The 18,810-nt window shown below is 29.7% G+C and carries 17 protein-coding genes; 5 read left to right on the top strand and 12 right to left on the bottom strand.

Going from position 1 to position 18,810, the window contains the following annotated elements; all coding sequences use genetic code 11:
- Positions 1 to 180 precede the first annotated feature (180 nt).
- The 7 genes from trxA to ATE90_RS00860 all read right to left on the bottom strand — a co-directional run bounded on the left by trxA (position 181) and on the right by ATE90_RS00860 (position 7,573).
- Positions 181 to 477, bottom strand: a complete 297-nt coding sequence (gene trxA, locus ATE90_RS00885; RefSeq protein WP_101450604.1) for a thioredoxin — start codon at positions 475 to 477, stop codon at positions 181 to 183.
- A 10-nt stretch (positions 478 to 487) separates the two neighbouring features.
- Positions 488 to 964: a c-type cytochrome gene (locus ATE90_RS00880; protein WP_143741093.1), complete on the bottom strand. Its 477-nt coding sequence runs from the start codon at positions 962 to 964 to the stop codon at positions 488 to 490.
- A 53-nt stretch (positions 965 to 1,017) separates the two neighbouring features.
- Positions 1,018 to 1,659 (bottom strand): Crp/Fnr family transcriptional regulator, encoded by a 642-nt coding sequence (locus tag ATE90_RS00875; protein WP_036782776.1) that lies wholly within the window; start codon positions 1,657 to 1,659, stop codon positions 1,018 to 1,020.
- A gap of 94 nt (positions 1,660 to 1,753) precedes the next feature.
- Positions 1,754 to 1,882 (bottom strand): hypothetical protein, encoded by a 129-nt coding sequence (locus ATE90_RS13755; protein WP_297799581.1) that lies wholly within the window; start codon positions 1,880 to 1,882, stop codon positions 1,754 to 1,756.
- A 65-nt stretch (positions 1,883 to 1,947) separates the two neighbouring features.
- Positions 1,948 to 3,267, bottom strand: a complete 1,320-nt coding sequence (locus tag ATE90_RS00870) for a TolC family protein (RefSeq protein ID WP_101450602.1) — start codon at positions 3,265 to 3,267, stop codon at positions 1,948 to 1,950.
- The gene (locus tag ATE90_RS00865) at positions 3,257 to 6,454 is read right to left on the bottom strand and encodes an efflux RND transporter permease subunit (RefSeq protein WP_101450600.1); all 3,198 of its coding nucleotides are present in this window, start codon (positions 6,452 to 6,454) and stop codon (positions 3,257 to 3,259) included. The genes ATE90_RS00870 and ATE90_RS00865 overlap by 11 nt, the downstream gene beginning before the upstream one ends.
- Before the next feature lie 3 nt (positions 6,455 to 6,457).
- On the bottom strand, positions 6,458 to 7,573 hold the full coding sequence (locus ATE90_RS00860) for an efflux RND transporter periplasmic adaptor subunit (RefSeq protein ID WP_036782767.1): 1,116 nt from the start codon (positions 7,571 to 7,573) through the stop codon (positions 6,458 to 6,460).
- 417 nt (positions 7,574 to 7,990) lie between these two features.
- On the opposite strand from ATE90_RS00860, the gene ATE90_RS00855 reads away from it, so the two are divergent.
- Genes ATE90_RS00855 through ATE90_RS00840 form a run of 4 tightly spaced genes read left to right on the top strand, consistent with a single transcriptional unit; the run spans position 7,991 to position 11,196 of the window.
- Entirely contained in the window at positions 7,991 to 9,178 is a 1,188-nt protein-coding gene (locus tag ATE90_RS00855) for a peptidogalycan biosysnthesis protein (RefSeq protein WP_235317672.1), read from the top strand.
- The gene (locus tag ATE90_RS00850) at positions 9,168 to 10,034 is read left to right on the top strand and encodes an acyl-CoA thioesterase (protein WP_036782764.1); all 867 of its coding nucleotides are present in this window, start codon (positions 9,168 to 9,170) and stop codon (positions 10,032 to 10,034) included. The genes ATE90_RS00855 and ATE90_RS00850 overlap by 11 nt, the downstream gene beginning before the upstream one ends.
- Before the next feature lie 3 nt (positions 10,035 to 10,037).
- Positions 10,038 to 10,382 carry an SdpI family protein gene (locus tag ATE90_RS00845; protein WP_036782761.1) on the top strand — a complete coding sequence of 115 codons (345 nt, stop codon included), beginning with the start codon at positions 10,038 to 10,040 and terminating at the stop codon, positions 10,380 to 10,382.
- Between the two features lies 1 nt (position 10,383).
- Entirely contained in the window at positions 10,384 to 11,196 is an 813-nt protein-coding gene (locus tag ATE90_RS00840) for a class I SAM-dependent methyltransferase (protein WP_036782758.1), read from the top strand.
- Here the strand turns inward: ATE90_RS00840 and ATE90_RS00835 are convergent.
- The 3 genes from ATE90_RS00835 to porZ are packed head-to-tail and all read right to left on the bottom strand — an operon-like array spanning position 11,186 to position 16,721.
- Complete coding sequence (locus ATE90_RS00835) at positions 11,186 to 13,669, bottom strand: TonB-dependent receptor (protein WP_101450598.1); 2,484 nt, start codon at positions 13,667 to 13,669, stop codon at positions 11,186 to 11,188. The two genes, ATE90_RS00840 and ATE90_RS00835, sit on opposite strands and share 11 nt — an antisense overlap.
- Positions 13,669 to 14,391 (bottom strand): DNA repair protein RecO, encoded by a 723-nt coding sequence (gene recO / locus ATE90_RS00830; protein WP_036782754.1) that lies wholly within the window; start codon positions 14,389 to 14,391, stop codon positions 13,669 to 13,671. Before recO ends, ATE90_RS00835 begins: the two co-directional genes overlap by 1 nt.
- The gene (gene porZ, locus ATE90_RS00825; protein WP_036782752.1) at positions 14,391 to 16,721 is read right to left on the bottom strand and encodes a type IX secretion system anionic LPS delivery protein PorZ; all 2,331 of its coding nucleotides are present in this window, start codon (positions 16,719 to 16,721) and stop codon (positions 14,391 to 14,393) included. The genes recO and porZ overlap by 1 nt, the downstream gene beginning before the upstream one ends.
- Positions 16,722 to 16,807: 86 nt before the next feature.
- Here porZ and ATE90_RS00820 point away from each other — a divergent pair, with 86 nt between their 5' ends.
- Positions 16,808 to 17,293, top strand: a complete 486-nt coding sequence (locus tag ATE90_RS00820; RefSeq protein WP_036782749.1) for a CYTH domain-containing protein — start codon at positions 16,808 to 16,810, stop codon at positions 17,291 to 17,293.
- Here ATE90_RS00820 and trhA read toward each other — a convergent pair.
- Both trhA and ATE90_RS00810 read right to left on the bottom strand, forming a co-directional pair.
- Positions 17,284 to 17,922: a PAQR family membrane homeostasis protein TrhA gene (gene trhA / locus ATE90_RS00815; RefSeq protein ID WP_101450595.1), complete on the bottom strand. Its 639-nt coding sequence runs from the start codon at positions 17,920 to 17,922 to the stop codon at positions 17,284 to 17,286. The two genes, ATE90_RS00820 and trhA, sit on opposite strands and share 10 nt — an antisense overlap.
- Positions 17,919 to 18,605 carry a lysophospholipid acyltransferase family protein gene (locus ATE90_RS00810; protein WP_180335161.1) on the bottom strand — a complete coding sequence of 229 codons (687 nt, stop codon included), beginning with the start codon at positions 18,603 to 18,605 and terminating at the stop codon, positions 17,919 to 17,921. Before ATE90_RS00810 ends, trhA begins: the two co-directional genes overlap by 4 nt.
- Between the last annotated feature and the right edge of the window lie 205 nt (positions 18,606 to 18,810).

Here is an 18,810-nt window from a genome sequence, read left to right as displayed (position 1 = left end):
TAAATTATTGGTATCCTCTAAATAAATTCAAGAAATTGAAAACTTTGCTAGAGATCATCCCTTAGCTAGTGATGAAAGAAGATTTTATCTCCTTTATTAGAAAACCAAACTTTAGAACTGTAGACAAAAAAGAGCATCTGAAATTAATCAGATGCTCTTCAACCAATACTATTATTATAATCAACCAAAATTATTAATAATAGAAACTAACTCATTTTTTTGTACCGCTCCAGATTGCCTCCAAACTTGTTTACCTGCTTTATATAAAATTAAAGTAGGTACACCTCTAACTTGATACTTAGTTGCTAAAGGTTGATTTTTATCAATATCAATTTTAATAATAGAAACTTTATCTCCTAAAGCATCTTTTACTTGTTTTAAAATTGGACTCATCATTTTACACGGCCCGCACCACTCCGCAAAAAAGTCTACTAAAACTAATTTATCTTGATTTATAATTTGGGAAAAATTGCTCATTTTTAAAAAATTAATTACTCATTTTTTTTATCCTATTTTGCATTCCTATGCCTCTGCGTCTATTATAATGATCATCAAACCACTCTGGCTTCTCAATTTCATTATCAAACATATAATCTGAAATTAGTTTTATAGCTTCTTCTGGGAAGGCTTGTTTTTGCATCAACCCAAAACGTCTTACAGCTCCATACATTTTTGCATTTTCTTTTGTTGGGTTTTTAATCCAACTTTGCATTGATTTTATAAACGCTGCTTTCGTGGTGTTCTTATTTATATAATGCTTTTTAATGGCAATCATTGGAGGAGCAATTCTGTTAGATTCTGCTGCTGTTGGACTGTGACAAACGTAACAGTTCGTTTGCATTAAACTTTTACCAGGATATTCTTGATTTTTTGAAACTGACTTCTTAGTTTCGTAAGATGGCTTTTGAGAATCTTTACAACTAAATAAAAAAGCAAATAGCATTAAAAGCGCAAGTGACTTCATCTTTTTTTTATTACAAAAATAAGTAGTATCTAATTTCTATTCTGTAACTAATGTTACAATTCTAAAACTTTTATACTATTTCTAAACAACTTTATTTTTCCTTCATTTTCTAGTTTTTTTAATAGCCTAGATATAACAACTCTAGATGTATGTAAATCCTCAGCAATTTCTTTATGAGTTACATGTAAAACATCATTATGCACAACCATTGCTTTGTCTTTTAAGTATTTAAAAAGACGTTCATCCATTTTTAAAAAAGCAATTGTATCAACTGCTTCTAGTAGTTCATCCATTCTACTATGATAACTCTGTAAAATATATGTTTGCCAAGTTTTATATTTCCCTAACCATTCTAACATTTTTTCTTTTGGAAGCATAATTAGTTCTACGTTTGTTTCTGCAACCGCTCTAATTTTACTTTTCGTTTGTCCCATGCAACAAGAAAGCGTCATGGCACAGGTATCTCCTTTTTCTAAATAATATAGAACTAACTCTTCTCCATGCTCATCTTCTCTCAGAATTTTAATCGCTCCAGAAATTAATAGTGGCATCGACCTTATATAATCTCCAACTTCTATAATCTTGGAATCTTCTATAAATGCCTTAGAAATTCCTAATTCACTTATTTCTGAAATTAAATCTTCTTCAAAAAGGTAACCGAAATTGGTTGTTAACTTATTTATAGCTTCTAACATTTAAAATATATTTACTTTAATTTTATAAATTTAGTGAAATAAAAATTAGGTGAAAACTTAGGTTCTAACACATGTTTTACGCACTAAACTATTACTATTTAGGTTTCTCGCTATTGATTAAAAGGAATACTGCAGCTACTAAGGCTAAAGACACAAAAGCAAATACACCAATCATAATGGTGCCATTTGTCCAAGAAACTTGTGGTAAGGTTAATAAACTCATATATTAATATTTGAGCATAAAAGTAAATCGAAACTTACATTTAATATATGAGCAAAATCAGTTTCTTAAAAACTTATATTTAAAATATCTCCACTTAGTTGTAAAAGTTGTAATTCTATCAACTTTGCATCAAATTTTGCATTGTTAGAGGCTGTTTTAGAATTGATTAAATTAATCTGTGCTTGCCTAAATTCTACAGAAGTAATTTGACCTAATTTATAACGTTCTTTGCTTCTCTCAAAATTATTTTGGGTAGTTAAAACGTTTTTTTCCTGCGCTTTGAGAATGAACAATTGGTTTTGATAATTTTGCCAAGTATTTTTTAGATTATTTTCTATAGTTACTTTTTGTTGTTCCAACAAAATTTGTTGATTTTCCAAAGCAATTTTTGAGTTCGCTACTCTTGTTTTTGTGCTTCCTCCATCGAACACATTCCAAGATAAATTTAAGCCAGCATTTAATCCGTTTGCTGTTGATCCAGCTAAAAAAGAAGTTGCTGGATTTTCACTTTTATTCCAACCATAAGAAGTGTTTAACCCTAAAGATGGCAGATAATTAGCTTTGTTTACCTTAATATTAAACTCGCTAATAGCAATATTTTTTTTATTTTGTTTTAAAAGCGAATTATTCACCAAAACCTTCTTATTTAGATCTTTAAAATTCATTATTTCAATAAAATCTACTTTCGTTTCTACTGTATAACTTACTTCTTTCTCAATACCTAAAATTATATTTAAACCTCGCTTTGCACTGCTTAATAGTTGATGAGCATTTATTGACGTAATGCTATCATTATTTACATCTACTTCTGCATTTAGCAAATCTAATTTGGTAGATTGTCCATATTCGTATTGATATTTTGCACGCTGTAATCTTTGTTTAGAAATAGATAAAGCTTCATTTAAATTTTTTTTATTTTCTGACAGTCTTGCAATTTGAAAATAGGCTGTAAATAACTGTAAATAGGTATTTTCAATCGTTTCTTTTGCTTGTAATTCTGTTAAATTATAAGTTTCTTTTAATTGCTGATAATTATATTTTCTACCCAATCCATCAAAAATTGTATAATTTAAGTTTAGGGATGCATTATAAGATTTTGTTACAGCGCCATCTATACTTGTAGATGTGCCATCTTGTCGATTAATTGTTTGATTATCTCTTCTATAATTTGCACCTGAAGAAACAGCTACTGTTGGCAAAAAACCAGTATTATAAATACTTGTATTGTTTTTTGCAACTTCTAAATTATTATTTGCAATTTTAATTCCGAAGTTATTTTCTAAAGTAATTTTTAATGCATCTTTCTTGGTAAGAATATCTTGAGAAAACGCCGGTAAAGTCGATAAAACAACGACAATTATTATTTTAATTTTATTAAATTTCATCTTCATCAAATTTAGATTCAATAATAGCTCTTTCTACTTCTTCTTTAGTAATTTCATTTCCAGTTTTTAACCATTTAACGCCCACTTTAATGGTGTTAGAAACAGACAATAACAACGGCAACATTACCAATGTTAAAACGGTAGCAATAGCAATACCATAAGCAATTGAAATAGCCATAGGTATTAAAAATTGTGCCTGTCTACTTTTTTCAAAAATTAAAGGTGCTAAACCAGCTACCGTAGTTAATGAAGTTAAAAAAATAGCTCTAAAACGAGATTGACCTGCTCTTACCAAAGCATCGTCAAATTTCATTCCTTCTTTTAGATAATTATTAAATTTTCCTATTAGCACCAAACCATCATTTACCATAATTCCTATCAAGGCAATAATTCCTAAAAAGGATAAAATTCCAATCGCAAAATTGTGAAAATAATGCCCCCAAATAACACCAATCATACTAAAAGGAATCATAACAATCAGTAAAACTGGTTGACTATAAGAACGGAATGTAAAAGCAATTACAATATAAATTAGCAGTAAAATGATTGGGCCAACCAGGTTTAAAGAATCCGTAGTTTTTTTGGCTTCTCTATTTTGCCCTTCATACATAGGAGTTACTGTTGGGTACTTCGACAGAATTTCTGGCATAATATTCGTTTTAATATTATCTAAAATTTCGGTCTCACTTGCACTTAAATCTTTTAAGTCTGCCGTAATTTGAATTTCCCTTTTTCCTTCTAAGTGGTTTATTGCAATATCTCCTCTTTCTATAACGTAGTTTGCAATTTCAGAAAATGGTATTCTTGCTCCTGCTGGTGTTATAATGCGCATATCATCTAAATTTTTAATAGAAGATCTGTCTTTTTTGTCATAACGCACCCAAACTTTTATTTCGTCTTGCCCCCTTTGAAACCGTTGTGCTTGAAAACCAAAAAAGCCACTTCGAACCTGCGCCATAACTGTTTGAAGGTTTAGACCTAACACATATGCATTGTCTTTTAAGGTAATTTTAACTTCTTTTATTCCTGCAGGGTCATTGTCTGTAACATCTTTTAACAAAGGATTGTTTTCTAATTCTTCCTTTAGTTCGTCTTTAACAGCTTTTAATTCTTTAATATTATTTCCTAATAAAGAAACTGCAACCGGGCTCCCACCAAAGTTACCCCCAGAGCCAAAAATCAAACTTTCTACCCCGTATACTTTGCCTACTTTTTGCTGAATAGCATTTGTAATTTCCGGCGATGAAAAATCTCTAGTTTCGCCAGGCAAAAGGTTTACACTTAATGTTGCATTTGCGCTTCCCGGACCTACTCTTTTAATTATATTTTCAACAACTTGTAAATTACCGGTTTGTTTTTCTGTGTATTCTTTATTCACCAACCAAACTCTCTCCTCAATATAGGAAATCAAAGAATCTGTGATTTTCTCATTTGTTCCTTGTGGCATATTTAGAGTAATTTGCACTCTATCACTAGCGATTCTTGGGAAAAAGGAACTCTTAATTACACCTCCTGTTAAAGCAGAAAAGCTTATTAAAAGTAAGGCTACAAAAACACAAAAAATAAAAAATTTATTATGTAAAGAAAACTTTAAAAACGGCACATAATAAGTGTCTCTAAATTTTCCTAAAAGAGTATCTGCACTTTTATTTATTTTCTTAAAAAATCTATCAATTTTATTTGTTTTTTTCTCTTCTCCGTTTTCTAATTTTTTTCTATCCAATGCTTTAGAATGTGCAATATGAGCAGGAAGAATTATCAATGCCTCAATTAAAGAAACACTTAAAGTAAGTATAACAATTGTAGAAACTTCACCAAAGAAACTTCCTATTCTCCCATCAACAAAAAAGAAGGTAGAAAATGCAATTATTGTGGTTAAAATCGCTGAGACTATTGGAGGAATTACTTCCATTGTTCCGTCTATAGCTGCTCTAATTTTAGATTTTCCTAAATCGTAATAATGGTGATAAATGTTTTCTCCGATTACAATTCCATCATCAACCAAAATACCAATCACAATAATCATCCCAAATAAGGATAAAACATTAATAGTAACACCTAATTGTGCAGCAAATACAAACATCCCTAAAAAAGATATTGGCAAACCAAAAGCCACCCAAAATGCCAAACGTAAGTTTAAAAATAATGCCAAGAAAAAAAGTACTAAAAGTATTCCTGAAATTGCATTTTTAGCCAACAACCAAGTTCTGTCATTTAAGGTAGTACTTCTATCACTTGTAACACTTAACTGGACATTTTGCTGTACTTGATTATATTTTTCTATATATACTTTAATTTTATCTGCTGATGAAATTAAGTCTTCGTTATTGGTGTTACTAACGGTAATATCTATTGCTAAATTTCCATTATAATAAAGTCTATCTGGGTTCTCAGACCAGGTATCTCTTAATTCTGCAACGTCTTTTAAACGAATAATATTTCCATTAATTTCAGTTCTTACAATCAGATTTTGTAGTTCAATTCCATAATAAGAACGATTACTTGCACGAATTAAATAATCTTCATCTTCAGTCTTTATGTTTCCACCTGTGATTAAAATATTAGAATTTCTAACAGCGTTTGCTACTTCTGTTATTGATAAATTATATGCCCTTAAATCATTTTCACGAACGGCTATTTCAATTTCTTCGTCTGGATACCCAGAAACTGCAACTTGAGAAATTCCTTCAATACCTCGGATATCATTTTCTACATTTCTTGCATATTGTTTTAAAGCTTTTAAAGAAACCTTTTCTCCACTTATGGTAAAACTAATTGTTGGACGATTATTTTCAACTTTTGCAATTACAGGTGGTTCCATCCCTGAAGGGAAAGAAGCAACTCTATCTACTGCATTTTTTACATCAGATAAAACGACATCTATATTTTTTCCTTTTTCTACTTCAACATTTACACTTGCTGAATTTTCTCTTGATACTGAAGTTACTCTTTCAACACCAACAATACCCTTTAAATTATCTTCAATTTTAAGCACAACACCTTCTTCCATTTCTGCAGGAGATGCCCCTGGATATGCCAAAGAAATTCTAATTAATTGTGAATCTACTAGTGGGAAAAAGGACGATTTCATGCTAATAGCACCTAAAATACCAAAAACAAAAAATGCAAGTATAATTACATTTACAGCAACTGGGTATTTTATAAAGTAAGTAATGATTTTTTTCATGCGTTACTTCTTTTTATTAATTTTCACAATCATTCCATCAAAAGCTCCGGGCAAAGTTTGTGTCAAAATTTTTTCGTTATTTTTCAGTCCTCTAATAACCACATTTTCTGCTCCAAAATAAACTGTCTGAATATTTACCAGCTTTAAAACGGTATCATTTTCTACCGTATAAACAGCATTATTATCCACCAACAATTTTCTTGAAATCTTTACAGCTTCACTTTCAGATTTAGCCACTAAATTTACTTCTAAAAACATTCCTTCTTTTAAGTCTGGATGTTTAACATCTATAAACACCTTTATAGTTTGAGAGGCTTGATCTACTCTGCCATTTACACGAACTACTTTTCCAGCATATTTTTTTGATTTTCCTAAATTAGACAGTACTACGGAATTGCCTATTTTTAGTAAATCTGAGAATTCAGCATTAATTGAAACTTCCATTTCATAAACAGTTGGATCTATGAATTCTCCTAACTTCTGGCCAATTCTCACCAAAGTTCCTGAATTTACTGAAGCTTCAGTTAACACTCCAGAAAAAGGAGCTTTAATTTGATGCTTTGCAAAACGAACTTCTAAATTCTTAACATTATAATAAGCCGTTAAAATTCCTTTACCAGAAATGAAATATTTTTCTTTATCTGATGTAAATACTGGTAATTCAAGAGCTATTTCATTAATGTTGAAATTTTCTAAATAGTTTTCCCACTTTTTAAAATTATTCGGATAATCTAATCTTAAATCTGGCATTACAGCCGTAATTAGATTGTATAGGTTACTTTTTTGAGATTGTAAACTGGCATAAAACTCATCGCTATTTAAACTTAATAACGTTTCTCCTTTATAAAAACTTGTTCCAGCTTTAAACGCTTTTTTTGAAGGCTTTAAAATCCCTTGAACCTCAGAAAATAAATCAATTTTATTTTTTGCCAAAAGACTTCCACTTGCAGATAGAATAATAGGAATTTCTTTGTTCTCTACATTTTCTACAAAAACAGTTTTTACTTGCCTTTTAAACTTTGGTTTAGGCTTTTTATTTTTTTCTACTAAATAGTTTCCTAAAAGGATGGCACCTGTAATCGCTAAAATTCCTAGAATAGCTAGAATTATTTTTCTCATAATTAGTTAATTGGCCTTTCTTTAGATGAGTTATGAAAGATTTTGATTACGCAAAGATACTTTTAAGACATAAGCTATCCTTTATAGTTTAAAAGGAAGTTTGTTAAAAAAACGTTATAATTATGATTTTTAAACTAAATTTTTTAGAATCGATTTTTTTTATCAACTTTATCATGTGTTTTAAAATCTAACTTCAGAATTTTTAAAGATTTCAAAGAAGCATATTTACATTTAGCTACAAAAAAATTTCATTGTTATAAAAAATTGCATTTTATTTGAAGTAATAATTATTTAAAATTGAAAACAATTCAATTAATTTGGTGAAATAGTAAATTATTGCCAATAAAAACAGCACAATGCAAATTAAAAAGGCCACTTTAAAGGGCTCTATAAAATTAAAACAATCTATTCATTAATTTGATTTGCTACTCTAACTCAAATACCGCATTATTTTTCTCTTCTGTAGATAAAATTCCTACCAGAATTTGGGATGAATTAAAATGTACAGCAAATATTTATTTTCATCCAAATTTTATAAATGCCTTAGAAAAAAATCATCCAGATATCATTTTTTCTTACATTGTCTTAGTTGATCAAAATAACCAACCAATCGCATTTGCAAGTATAAAAATTATTGATTTTTATATAGATTCCATTAAAAATGATTTAAAGTTCTTGAAAAATATTGGCCGAAAATTACATGTTTTTCCAGATAAAAAACCCCTAAAATTATTGATCTGTGGTAATACTTTTGTGAGTGGAGAACATGGTGTTTTTATTAAAAAAAATCAAGATAAAAAAGTAGTTATAAAAGAACTCGCAGAAAGTATTAATCATTTTGTAAATTCAAATAAAAAGTTAAAAAAACAGATTGATGCTTTTCTAATAAAAGACTTCGCTAAAGAGTCTCTTTTTATTACAGATGAATTAAAAGATTATAGTTACCATACATTTTCAGTGGAACCAAACATGCAACTTCAACTGCACAACGATTGGCAAAATTTTGAGGATTATTTGGCATCAATGAAAACGAAGTTTAGAGTAAAAGCAAGAAAAGCCTTTAAACAAAGTGCAGTAATTCGTATTGAAGAAGTTACCTTACAAAATATTGACAAAAAATTGCCAAAGATGACGGCTCTATATGAAAAGGTTGCTTCAAATGCAAATTTTAATTTGGGTAGTTTCAATTTAGAAACATACAAAGATTTAAAAGAAAAATTCGGTAATGATTATATCTTAAAAACCTACTGGCTAGACGATAAGATTGTTGGTTTTATTTCAGGAGTTATCAACCAAAAATCTTTAGATGCCCACTTTGTAGGCATTGATTATAATTTAAATAGAGCATATGCTATCTACCAAAGAATGTTGTACGATTATATAGAAATTGCCATCAATAAAAAATTAAAAACCGTTAATTTTGGCAGAACCGCTAGCGAAATCAAAAGTTCTGTTGGGGCAGAACCACAAGGCTTAACTATGTATCTTCGTCATAAAAAAAGTATTAAAAATAGAATTTTAAAGCTACTTTTGCAACGAGTACAGCCAACAGCATTTCAACAAAAACTTCCATTTAAAACTGTAAAAAATCCTGATGAAAAATAGCAAAGAACTAATCGCACTTTTAAATTTAAAAGAAATTAAAAACAATGTTTTTTCTGGAAAAAGTATAACTATTGGAAGTCCTCATGTTTTTGGAGGTCAAGTGCTAGCTCAAGCAGTAAATGCTGCTTATAGAACCATTAAAGAAAATAGATTCATAAATTCTTTACATGCTTATTTTTTAGAAGCAGGAGATTTAACGATACCTATTAATTATCATGTTGAAGAAGTGAGGGATGGCGGCAGTTTTTCTACAAGAAGAGTTACTGCGAAACAAAATGATAAAACCATTTTTATTTTAGCGGCTTCTTTTCATAAAGTTGAAGAAGGTTTTGAGCATCAATTAGCAATTGACTCTGATATAAAACAACCAGAAGAATTATTAAGCTGGGAAGACTTGGTTTCTCAGTTTGGAGATTTTTTACCAAAATCTTTAAAATATTTTTTAAGTATAGAACGTCCAATTGATTTTAAACCTGTTCGAATTCCTAATCCTTTAGAACCAGAAAATTTGCCTGCTAAAGAAGAAATTTGGTTTAAATTAAAAGGGGATGTTTCAAAAATGGATTTACCTTTAAAGCATCAAATTTTAACCTATATATCTGATTATAATGTGCTAAATGCTGCTTTTAATCCTAATGCGAAAGAATATAATTTTAACAATACACAAACTGCTAGTTTAGATCATTCTATGTGGTTTTTTAGAGATTTTGACTTTAACGATTGGATGTTGTTCTCTGCTGAATCTCCGAATGCATATGGTGCAAGAGGTTTATCAAAAGGAAATATTTACACAAGAGATGGTAAGTTAATCGCTTCTTTTGCGCAAGAAGGCTTATTAAGACCTAAAAAGAAATAAGATATGAGTTCAATTACATATATTTTAACTACTAATGGTGTATTGTTTTTATTGGCTGTTATTTTTTGGAAATTTCCACCAAAAAAAATCAACGGTTTATATGGCTACAGAACACACAAAGCAATGCTAAATGAGAAAATTTGGAAGTTTGCAAATACTACTTTTAATAAAACTTTTTTAATCTACAGTGGCTTTTCTTTTCTAGGAAGTTTGCTTTTAGCTAGCTTTTCATTTAAAGAATTAACATGGGAACCTATGGTTTTAGTGATGCTTTCTATTTTAGTTTCAATTATTAAAACTGAAAGAGCCTTATCCGATAATTTTACAGAGCAAGGAAAAAGGAAATAAGATGAAAAAAATTACATTAAAAAAAATATTATCCAAATTTAACTTGCTTCCTGTTATTGAGCAAATAAATTTTCAGCGACAAAAGTGGAAAAACAGAAAAAGTAATCAGAATTTTAAAAAAAATAACCCAACCGTAAAGCTACCGCCAGACTTTTACTTGTATGAAACTTTCAATATGAATTATGATAAGTTTTATACTAATGGAAAACCAACTGCAGCATGGTTAGTAAATCATATAAATGAATTTAAAAATTTTACAAATCTCTCTATTTTAGATTGGGGTTGCGGAACTGGAAGAATTTTAAGACATTTGCCAACTATTTTAGATACCTCTAATTCTTTTTATGGCACAGATTATAATAAAAAGTATGTCACATGGTGTTCCGAAAATTTAGAAGGCATTCAATTTAAAAATAATTTCCTGAAGCCTAATCTAGATTTTAAGGATGATTTTATGGATATTATTTATGGAATATCAATTTTTACGCACCTTTCTGAAGAGTTACATTTTTCTTGGATAATTGAATTAACGAGAGTTCTGAAAAATGATGGAATTTTGTTTTTAACAACGCATGGAGATGCTCATAAGTTTAAACTTTTGCCAAAAGAACAAGTAATTTATGAGAATGGGAACCTAGTTGTCCATGGATATAAAAAAGAAGGGAATAGATTGTATGCCTCTTACCAATCTCCTAAATTCATGAAAAAACTTTGTTCTAAAAACAATTTAAAAGTTCTAAAACATATTCCTGGAGAAACCCGAAATAGCCAACCGCAGCAGGATGTCTGGATTTTAAGACTTATTAAAAATTAGCTACAAAAGAAACAGATAGATTTCTTCCAGGGGAAGAAACCCCAGAAGCAAACTCTATATAATGTTCATCCAAAAGATTATCTAATCTTGCTTGAACTGAAAAATTTTCAGTTACTGAATAGCGTCCATTTACACCAACAGTCACCCAACTTGGAGAGCCAAAGTATATATCTGTATTATTAACGGCATTTGCATCCACGATAGGCGTTAAATCATGATTATCAATTCCTTCAGAAAAATTAAAATCTGCAATATCCTTTTTACTATTAAATCTTAAAGCTGCACCAACTTCTATTTTTTCTTTTTTGTAGTTTACCTCAAACTGACCAAATAAAGGCGGAATTGAGGACATAGGTTCTTCTGTATCATAAGTTCTGCCCTTTGTATATGTTATAAAGCCAGATGTATTCCAAGCATTAGAAAGTTTCCCTAAATAACTAAATGTATACCCTGTAATAAATGCATTTCCCCTATTCTGATTGGCAACTACATTTCCATACTCACCATCAAATAAAACTTGATTACTTCCATTTAATGTAAAACTGTCTCTAATTATATAGTCCTTTAACAAGGTGTAAAATACATTTGCACTTAAACCAAATTTTCTATTATTGAAATACTTTTGAATTCCTACTTCTGCATTATAAGCGAACTCTGGTTTCACATTAATATTTGGGACAGTTACATCTCCACTTTTTTCTCGAACTCGACCAACATCGTCTATATTAGGCGAACGAAAACCAGAAGAAAGAACACTATTTAATTGCCAATTTTTATTTGGCTTATAGACATATCCTAAAGTTGCTGTGATTGCAGAATTATTTGCACTAATATCATTTTCTGGAAGCTGAATAAATGTTTCGTCTATCCATGTTGCGTGTAAATTTGTAGTTGTAAATCTAATACCAGAATTTAAAGTTGATTTACTATTGAGATCTTGTCTGTAATTAATGTAAAAAGCAGAACTAAAATAATCACTTCCGCCATCAGGATAACGTGATTGCACTTTAAAATCCTCAGTAAAACCATTGATTTCTCCATTAGAAACATTTAACGTATTACCATAAGAGTTAGAGGAAACATCATTATAAGCAAATTCAAAACCATAAGATAAAGCTCTTGTTTTATCTTCTGTTAAAGTCAAAGAAAAATCACCATTGACACTAAATACATCTACATTTTCTTCTCTGTAAGAACGATCTAAACTTCCAAATTTTCTCTGAATCCTGCTTTCTTGAAGGCTTTGGTAAGCCGCGGTTAAAGTTCCGCTTTCTAACCAATTTTTATTAGGATTGATCAATAATTGCGAAGAAATTAACAATCTTTTTTGGGGACCATAAGACCACTCTGCAAACTTTAGAGAAGAAGTGTCAGATAGATCTCTTAACTCTGTTAATCTATCAAATCTGAGAATATTAGATGACGTGGAATATTGCAGATTTACTTTTAAATCTGTATTTTTTGATAGTGGAACAAAGAATTTCTGCAACACATCTGTTTGATTATATCCCGTGTTTCTTAATAAATTTGGATCGGAATTTATCGTTGGATTTTCAGAGTAATTTCCATTCACATTTGTAGAGTAATAGAAAACTTTTCCCCAATTAGAAAAGCCATGATTTCTGTTTTTACCAGCTTTTAATTCTCCAAAATCTGAATAAGAAATACTCGTAAAAGAAGCCCAATTTTCATAACTTAATTCAGCAGAAACATTGGTGGTAATTTCTTGATTTACACTTGAAAACCGAGAAAAAAATTGACTCTTCACCTCATTTTCTTCTGATAATTTAGGTGTTTTTGTATAATAATGAATGACACCCCCTAAAGCATCTGAACCATAAATTACAGAAGATGGTCCAAAAACTACTTCTGTTTTATCTAATAAGTTTGGTGCAATCGTAATGGAGCTTTGCAAGTGTCCTTTTCTATAAATAGCATTGTTCATTCTAACCCCATCAATCACTAATAATACCCTATTCGATTCCATTCCGCGAATTACAGGACTTCCTCCACCAAATTGTGATTTTTGAACTTTAATTCCAGGAATTATGGCCAATAGATCTGCAGAAGTTTGAGGCGAAAAATTTTGAATATCTTTAGATGAAAGTACTGCTATTTGTTCAGCGATTCTTTTTGTTTTTTCTTCTCTTTTAAAAACTGAAATTACTATTTCATCTAATTCCTCTGATTGCTTATTGAGATAAATAATAAATTTTTGTTTTCTTAAAGTAGCTTTTTTAATTCTACGGTTTGCATAAGACAAATGAGAAAAAATAATTACTTCATCATTCTTAAAAGTAGAAATATCTGCTATACCTATATTATTCGTCGTTAAACTAATCGTTTTAGACTTGTTATAAATAGTAACATTTCTTATTATTTTGCCTGTTTTTTTATCTAAGATTTTTACTTCTTGCCCAAAGGCTGCACTACTAAATAAAACTACAAATACTAAAAGAATATACTTTATCATCAACTAAACACTGTTTCTAAAACTTGTAAGGATTTAGGGTCTCTAAAATTGCCCAAATGTAGCTTAAAATACTGAATAATAACTTGCAAAACCAACTGCCTTTCATCTTTACTGTAAGCTACGTTTTCTAAGGTATCAAAAATGATGCCCAAGAGCTTTTTAAATTGATAAAAATCGTTATTTGAAATTACATTTTTTTCGTGAATGCTATCTGAAAAAGTACCCTCTAATAAATCAAAACCTTTTTTATGTATTTCTAAGGTGTCAGGATAAAACCCTAAAAACCCAGTTAAGTTCAAAAGAAATAATAAATGGAAATTTGTAACTTTATCATGCAAATCCAGCCAAATAAAGGCGGTTTCTAAATACTCATAAAGTGCTAAGTTTTGCTCTTCTTCTTGAATAGAATTTGCTAAAACCTCTGACAAAAACAGCACAACAGATTGCTTTACGATATTTGTATGAATACTTTTATAAGGGTGAATTACATGTACTTCTTTTATAGAATTTAAAGTGTTTTTTGTGTTGTGATTCGCAATAATTTTTAATTGCGTTAAAGGTTGAAAATGCGCTGCTTTTATTCCTTTTTTTTTCGGTTTTAAAACACCTCTAATTAAATACGATTTAACGCCTTCTTCTTGTGTGTAGCACTTTACAATTAAGCTTGTTTCACCATATTTTATTGAACTTAAAACAATTGCTTTTGTATTCAGAAGAGCCATTAATTTACAATTGCAAGTTTAGCTGTAGCTGTTTCTGAGCCATCATCATTAGATAATAAAATAATATAAACCCCAGATGCAACTTTAGTACCTGCTAAGTTTTTTTTATTCCAAACTACTTTACCTCCCTGTAATTCTTGTCCTTCTATAACATTAGTTTCATAAACTAAGTTGCCAGCAACATCCAAAATTTTTACATTAGTTCCTTTAGGCAAATGCGTTCCTTTTCTGCCATCAATAGTAATGGTTTCGTGATTTTTTAAAGCAGGATTTGGGTATGCATATACATCGCCCAAAACTTCACCAAAAGTTGCCACCCCACTTTTGTAAACCACAATGCCCTTATCCGTTGCAAAATATACTTTACCATTACTTTTATCAACTCTAATTTTTAAAATTTTATTAGTTGGTAAAGGTGAATTCTCTTTACTAAAATTAGCTAGCGTAGTTTGCCCTGAAGGATTTGTATAAACTGCGCCTCCCTTATCTGTTCCAAACCATTTATTATCTGCACCGTCAATAACGATTGTATTAATTCGTTGATCACCTAATAATCTCTCCCCAATGCCATTTTCTTCAATAACTACAGGTTGAGCATTTAAAATATCCGCATCAAAAACTCCAGATGCATTTCTATAAACCACCATACCAATTCTTGTACCTAACCATACTCTATTACTCTTATCTACAGCAATAGAAAGCACATCTGCATCCGGTAAATTGCCAAGATTTGGTGTTGCTATTAAAGCTCTTTTTCTATTACCATTTTCGTTAAAAACAAACACTCCATTTCTTCTAGTTCCAATCCAAATGCTATTGCTATTATCAATAGCAATTTCACTTAAACCTAATTTATCGCTTACTGTTTTTACAGAACTTAAATCGAAACTGCTCCATTGGCCTGAAGGTGATAATTTTTTTAATTCTTCACCAAAGCTTATACTCGAAACCCATAGATTTCCTTGACGATCAAAACCAGTTCCGCTTACCCTTATAGTAACTCTGCTTGGATCATTAAAAACAATATCTTCTAAAGGGCTATTGAGATGATTATAAAACGTTTTTACACCATCATTCTCTACAACTAATAAACCTCCGGTAGAAACAGAATTAATAGCTCTAGTATCTCCAAAAGAACTGATATAAACTCTATTGTCTACTATTGGGTCTATGGAAACATAATTTAAATCTATGACAGGAAAATCTGGATTAAACCTAGTGTTTATCCAATTTTCTGAGTTAAAATGACTAAATCCTTGTTTATTTTGAATCGGTGTATAGGTACCTTCATAACCTCCATAAACTACCCAAAGATTATCGTCTTTAACAGCAATAGAAAAAATATCATTGGACAAAGGTCCTTCTGGATGGATTTCGTTATAAGTGGTTATTTCATCTAAACTTGTCTTTAAAACACCAAATTCATTTGTAGCTAAATACATTGTATTCTCTTGAATGAAAGCTGTATTTAGTGTAAAATCAAAATCTGTAGTAGTGTTAAAGATATTTACTTGATTATTTGCTGAATTTAAAATAATAGCACTTTTACTTAAGGAAACTACTAAATTAACACCTGATGATTTTAATCCTACAATTTTTTCAGAATAGTCTTTAATTTCAATTAATAGACCTGCATTAAACTGAAATAACTTATTATCTTCACTAACATAAATTTGATTATTAAAAAATGTAATTTTGCTAAAATTACGACCACCAAATAATTGTTGCCAACTATTAAAATCGATTAGAAGTTTACTCGTAACATCTGCTGTGAAAATTCCATCTTCGGTTACTGCATAAATTTTTCCATCAGAAATTAAAGTTTTGTGTATCTCTAGAGAAGTAGAGCTATCTCCTATAAAAAAAGTATCTCCAAACTCTAACTTTTCTATATCATACTCAACAATTGCAAATGGTGTAGATAAATATAATGTATTGCCAAATTCAGAAATATGATTGATACTTTTTGCGCCTGATTGATTAAAGTTTACAATATCTGCTGAAATGGTAATTGCTCCATTTTCGTCAATTACCTCAACCAATCCATTCTGATAACCAATAACGACTCTTTTAAAAGTAGCATTGTAGTGAATTGAAGATGCAGTTTCTCCTGATAAACCTTGAATAGATGAAAATTTTTTAATTTCAGAATTAGTTTCATTATAAGTAAAAAAAGCATTATCTACTAGTGCATAAATAATGTTATCAACTTTTACAAAATCCTTAACGTTATTGTAAGAATAAAAATCTTCCCAAGAATCACTATAATCATTCTGAGAAAAAATTGGTAAATAGATTAAAGATAGAAAGAGAAAAAATAACTTTTTCATATGTTTGTTTATAGATTCAAAGATATTTAATAATTCTAAACTAACGATAAAAACGGGTATATTCGTACAAAAATGCATAGATATTTATGAGTTTAGAAATTGAAAGAAAATTTTTAGTCAAAAATGAAGATTTTAAAAAGGTGTTTTATCAAAAAAAACAGCTAAAGCAAGGGTATTTAAATTCTGATAAAAACAGAACTGTAAGAGTTAGAATTTCTAATGACAGTGCTTTTTTAACCATTAAAGGGAAGTCTAATTCTACAGGAACAACTCGTTTTGAATGGGAAAAAGAGATTAATAGTGCGGAGGCAGAACAATTACTTCTCTTGTGTGAACCTTCAATTATTACTAAAACAAGATTTTATATAAAAGCCGAAAACCATATTTTTGAAGTTGATGAGTTTTATGGCGATAATGAAGGTTTAATTATTGCCGAAATTGAGTTAAATACTGAAGATGAATTATTTAAAAAACCTCTTTGGTTAGGTACAGAAGTTACAGGAGATAAAAGATATTACAATTCAAGTTTAAGTAAAATTCCTTTTAAAATTTGGGCTAAAATTTATAAATAATATATCGCAATAAAATGGCTTATACTTCCTAATAAAACAAAGACATGAAAAGTAGCATGGTTATAAGGCATTTTTTTAATTGAATATAAAATGGCTCCAATTGAATAAAAAACGCCACCAGCTATTAAAAACTGGAATCCTTCTGCGCTTAAACTTTGCATTAAAGGTTTTATAAAAATAATTACTTGCCACCCCATTAAGAGATACATCGCAGTTGATATTTTATCAAACCTACCAGTAAAAAATAATTTAAGAATAATCCCAGTTAAGGCAAAAACCCATACAGCAATAAACATATACCAACCTAAATTAGAATCTAAGGCTACTAAGCAAAAAGGAGTATAACTGCCAGCAATTAAAACATAAATAGCCGCATGATCAAAAATATTTAACTTTCTTCTGGTCTTTGGATTTTTAGATGCGTGATAAAAAGTTGAAGCAGCATATAAGATGACTAAACTGAATCCGTAAATTATAAAACTACTTATATCCCAAAAATCTGAATAGGAAAATGCTTTTAAAATTAAAAAAGGTACGGCAATAAGACTGGTAATAAGACCTAAACCGTGAGACCAAACATTTAATTGTTCTTCAGAATCTGAATATCTATGATTTAATTTCTCACTCATCTCTTTCTATTCGTATCGTTCATGTACTTTTTATCAGTTGCTAAATCATTATAAATAACATCAAATGTTTTTTCTTTTAAATACTCCATTTTATCAATAGATAATTCCTTAGTTGAAATAAATTGATGTTGGCGAACTCTAAAGACTCCGAAACCTCCTTTTAAAACATCCCAAGAAAACAGCCGTTTACAATCAAAATAAACATGTGCAACAATTGGTATATTAAATTCTATTGCCAAATTAAAAGCCCCTTTTTTAAATGGAGCTAAAACCACATCTTCCGTTGGCACTAATCCTTCCGGAAAAATAGCCATACTCACTCCGTTCTGTAATCTTTTTTTAGCTATTTCATACACTCTTTTCCTACTTTCAGGATTACTTCTATCCACCATAATAACGATTCTCTTGTAGAAAAATCCAAAAATTGGAATTTTAGCCAACTCTTGTTTTCCTACAAAAACAATTGGATTTTTACTTAATACAATCAACACAAAAGGATCCATTAAAGAAGCATGATTTGGGCAAAACATATAACTTTTATTCGGTTCAATTTCTTCATCTAATTGAATATTTAAACGAAAACCCATACCATAAATAAGAACTTTAGACCAGATTCTAACCAGTCTCCATAATAAATGATAGTATTCTTCTTTAAAAGTAAAAACTAACAAAAACGGGGTCATTAAAATGACTGTAGTGAACATTAAAATGTAAAACCACAAGCGCCAAATTAACAAAAAAGGAATTTTTAAAAATTTCATTAACATCAAAAATACTAATAATCTTTTTGTTTTTCATTTTTATAGCATAAAACCTTATTTTTGTGCTGGTAGCGAAATTTATATTTCATGTAAACAGAATTTATTTGTTATGAGATACGAGTATCTT

The sequence above is a fragment of the Polaribacter sp. Hel1_33_96 genome (assembly GCF_002846595.1).
GTDB lineage: Bacteria > Bacteroidota > Bacteroidia > Flavobacteriales > Flavobacteriaceae > Polaribacter.
This window is presented reverse-complemented; position numbering and strand designations above follow the sequence as displayed.